Here is a 4,116-nt window from a genome sequence, read left to right as displayed (position 1 = left end):
GCGTTCACCACGGCGGCGGCGGCCAGGCTCCGCCGGTCGGTCCGCACGCCGCGCACGGCGCCGTCCGGGCCGGGACAGCCGGTGAAGAATCCACTTCCAGAGGATGAGCAGACGGCTACGAGCGGTCTGGCAGACTTGCCGTCCATGGGGGAACCGACCGAGATCCAGCGAGGCGACGCCGGGCGCGCCGACGCGGCCAGTGGTGGCGGTTCCGAAGCAGCGAAGGCCCTCCCCGGCCGCCTGCCCGATGGAGCCACCCGTGCCGCACAGTCCCGTACCGCCGTCCTGCGCCGCCGCATCGGCGCCCAGCGCCGGTCACCGGCCAGACCGCGGATCTGGTTCGAACTGGCGCTGATCGGGATCAGCTACTGGATCTACTCGATCGTGCGCAACGCGGTTCCCGAACAGGAAGCGATAGCCCAGAAGCACACGCGCTGGATCTGGGACCTGGAGCAGCACCTCGGCATCGCCGTCGAGCGCTCGATCAACCACGCCGTGGACAGCGTCGGGTGGCTCATCACCGGGATGAACTACTACTACGCGACACTGCACTTCGTGATCACGATCGGCGTGCTGGTCTGGCTCTACCGCAGCCACCCCGGGCGCTACGTCGCGGCCCGCACCGTGCTGTTCGTGACCACCGGGATCGCCCTGGTCGGCTTCTACTTCTTCCCGCTGGCCCCGCCCCGGCTGATGACCGACGGCGGCTTCATCGACACCGTGAAGGTCCACGGCACCTGGGGCTCGATGGCCTCCGGGCCCGCCGCGCACGTCTCCAACCAGTACGCGGCCATGCCCTCGATGCACATCGGCTGGTCGATGTGGTGCGGCCTGGCGATCTTCTTCCTGGCCCGCCGGACGTGGGTCCGGGTGCTCGGCCTGCTGTACCCCGCCGCCACCCTGGTGGTCATCGTCTCCACCGCCAACCACTTCTGGATGGACGCCGTCGGCGGCGAGCTCTGCCTGGCGGTGGGCTTCCTCGCCGCCCGCTGGCTGTACCACGAGTGGGTCTACAAGCTGCCCAGGGTGCCCGCCCGGGAGACGGCGGCCGAGCAGCCGGTCACCGTGCCCGAGCAGTGGAGCGAGCCCGCGGTCAGCAGCGCACGCCGCTAGCGGCGCCGCGCCGGCCCGCCACGCCGGCCGCCCGGAACGTCGAAGGGGCCCCGCACGGGGCCCCTTTCGCGTGCCCGTCAGCCGGAGCCGTAGAACAGCCGGTCCACCACCACCCGGGCCCGCCGGGTGATCCGCCGGTAGTCGTCCAGCAGCTCGCCGCTGTGCCCGGAGCCGTACCCGAGGTAGCGGGCCACCCCGGCCAGCTCCCGGGCCTCCCCCGGGAAGCTGTCCCCGGGCCGGCCGCGCACCAGCATCACCGCCGCCCGCACCCGGGAGGCCAGCACCCAGGCCGCGTCCAGCACCTCGGCGTCCTCCGACCCGACCAGCCCGGCCCGCTCGGCGGCCGCCAGTGCCGCCCTGGTCCGGGTGGTGCGCAGGGCCGGCAGCTCGTGCCCGTGCCGGAGCTGCAGCAGCTGCACCGTCCACTCGACGTCCGCCAGCCCGCCCCGGCCGATCTTGGTGTGGGTGGTCGGGTCGGCCCCGCGCGGCAGCCGCTCGGCCTCGATCCGCGCCTTGATCCGGCGGATCTCCACCAGGTCCCGCTCCGGCACCCCGCCGCCGGGGTAGCGCAGCGGGTCGATCAGCTGCCGGAACCGCGCGCCCAGCTCCTCGTCCCCGGCCACCGGCTCGGCCCGCAGCAGCGCCTGGCTCTCCCAGGCGTGCGACCAGCGCCGGTAGTAGGCCGCGTACGAGGCCAGGGTGCGCACCAGCGGGCCGCTGCGGCCCTCCGGCCGCAGGTCGGCGTCGACCAGCAGCGGCGGCTCGGTGGAGGGCGCGCCCAGCTGGGTGCGCAGCTCGTGGCAGACCGCCTGGGCGGCCCGGGCCGCCTCCTCCTCCAGCGAGCCGAGCAGCGGCTCGTGGACGAAGAGCACGTCCGCGTCCGAGCCGTAGCCCAGTTCGTGGCCGCCGAAGCGGCCCATCGCGATCACCGAGATCCGGGTCGGCAGGTCCCCGTGCTCGGCCTCCCACCCGGCTACGCAGGCGCGCAGCGCGCCGCCCAGGGTGGCGGCGTTGAGCGCGGTGAGCGCCTCCCCCGCGGTGTCCAGCGCCTCGGCGGGGTCCTCCCCGAGCCGCCCGAGCACGTCCGCCGCGGCGGTGCGGAACAGCTCCCGGCGGCGCACCGAGCGGGCGGCGGCCACCGCGGCGTGGGTGGACCCGGCCCGGCCGACGGCGGCCAGCACCTCCGACTGCAGCGCCGCCCGGCCGCGCGGCTCCAGGCCGCGCGGATCGCCCAGCATGGCCACCGCCTCGGGGGCGCGCAGCAGCAGGTCGGGGGCGAGCCGGCCGGCCGACAGCACCCGGGCCAGCTGCTCGGCGGCGGCGCTCTCGTCCCGCAGCAGCCGCAGGTACCAGGGCGTGCGGCCGAGCGCGTCGGAGACCTGGCGGAAGTTGAGCAGCCCGGCGTCCGGGTCGGCGGACTCGGCGAACCAGCCGAGCAGCACCGGCAGCAGGGTCCGCTGGATGGCGGCCTTGCGGCTCACCCCGGAGGCGAGCGCGCTGAGGTGCCGCAGCGCGGCCGCCGGGTCCGCGTAGCCCAGCGCCTCCAGCCGGGCCCGGGCCGCGTCCGGGCTCAGCCCGGTGGCGCCCTGCGGCAGTTCGGCGACGGCGTCCAGCAGCGGCCGGTAGAACAGCTTCTCGTGCAGCCGCCGGACCTCCATCGCGTGCCGCTTCCACTCGCGCTGCAGCGCGGCCACCGGGTCGGCGCGGGTGTCGTCGTTGATCAGCGCCGCCAGCGAGCGGGCCAGCCGGCGCAGGTCCTCGTCGGCGGTGGGCATCAGGTGGGTGCGGCGCAGCCGGTACAGCTGGATGCGGTGCTCCAGCGAGCGCAGGAAGCGGTACGCGGCGTCCAGCGAGGCGGCGTCCGCCCGGCCCACGTACCCGCCCCGGGAGAGGGCGGCCAGCGCCTCCAGGGTGTTGCCGCTGCGCAGCGCCGGGTCGGTGCGGCCGTGCACCAGCTGGAGCAGCTGCACGGAGAACTCGACGTCGCGCAGCCCGCCCGGGCCGAGCTTGAGCTGGCGGTCCAGCTCGGTGGCCGGGATGGAGTCGACCACCCGGCGGCGCATCTGCTGCACGTCGGCGACGAAGTTCTCCCGGGCGGCGGCCTGCCAGACCATCGGGGCGAGCGCCTCGACGTACGCGGCGCCGAGTTCCGCGTCCCCGGCGACCGGGCGGGCCTTGAGCAGCGCCTGGAACTCCCAGGTCTTGGCCCAGCGCTGGTAGTAGGCGAGGTGGCTGGCGAGGGTGCGCACCAGCGGGCCGTTGCGCCCCTCGGGGCGCAGGTTGGCGTCCACCGGCCAGATCGTGCCCTCGCCGGTGGTGTCCGCGCACAGCCGGGTGAGGGCGGCGGCCAGCCGGGTCGCGGCCCTGATCGCCTCCGGCTCGTCCACGCCCTCGCGCGGCTCGGCGACGAAGACCACGTCCACGTCCGAGACGTAGTTGAGCTCGCGGCCGCCGCACTTGCCCATGCCGATCACGGCGAGCCGGCAGGCCGCGGCGGCCTCCGGGTCCTGCTCGGCGGCGAGGTCCAGGGCGGTCTGGAGGGTGGCACCGGCCAGGTCGGCGAGTTCGGCGGCGGTCTGCGCGAGGTCGGTGGTGCCGGTGAGGTCGCGGGCGGCGATGGCGAGCAGGCAGCGGCGGTAGGCGACGCGCAGCGCGTTGGCGGGGCCGAGGGCGTCGTCCCGGACGCCTTCGGCGAGGGCGCGGCGGAAGTCCTCCGGGCCGGGGTGCATGTCGCGCAGTTCGAAGGTGACCAGCACGTGCCAGTCGTGCGGGTGCCGGGCCAGGTGGTCGCCGAGCGCGGTGGAGACGCCGAGCACGCCGAGCAGCCGGTCGCGCAGCGGCTTGGAGGTGGTGAGGGTGTCGCGCAGGGTGTGCCGGTCGGCCTCGTCGGCGGCCTCCAGCAGCCGGAGTGGCCGAAGATGACCGGCAAGAAGCTCGACGAGCGGCTCGGCCGGATCACCTTCTGGACCCTGACGGTCGGCTTCCACGCGACCTTCCTGGTCC

Annotated in this window: 2 protein-coding genes; one reads left to right on the top strand and one right to left on the bottom strand. The window is 75.3% G+C overall.

Going from position 1 to position 4,116, the window contains the following annotated elements:
• Positions 1-144 precede the first annotated feature (144 nt).
• Positions 145-1,113, top strand: coding sequence for a phosphatase PAP2 family protein (locus ACIQOV_RS30700; protein ID WP_401053879.1), 969 nt, complete (start codon positions 145-147; stop codon positions 1,111-1,113).
• A gap of 77 nt (positions 1,114-1,190) precedes the next feature.
• On the opposite strand, the gene ACIQOV_RS30695 is transcribed toward ACIQOV_RS30700, so the two are convergent.
• On the bottom strand, positions 1,191-4,100 hold the full coding sequence (locus ACIQOV_RS30695; RefSeq protein ID WP_401053877.1) for a bifunctional [glutamine synthetase] adenylyltransferase/[glutamine synthetase]-adenylyl-L-tyrosine phosphorylase: 2,910 nt from the start codon (positions 4,098-4,100) through the stop codon (positions 1,191-1,193).
• Between the last annotated feature and the right edge of the window lie 16 nt (positions 4,101-4,116).

It is taken from the genome of Kitasatospora sp. NPDC091257 (assembly GCF_044757675.1).
Lineage (GTDB): Bacteria > Actinomycetota > Actinomycetes > Streptomycetales > Streptomycetaceae > Kitasatospora > Kitasatospora lactacystinica.
This window is presented reverse-complemented; position numbering and strand designations above follow the sequence as displayed.

Coding starts and splice junctions, on each gene's coding strand:
- ACIQOV_RS30700 (WP_401053879.1), top strand. CDS start 145: ATGGGGGAACCGACCGAGATCCAGCGAGGCGACGCCGGGCGCGCCGAC.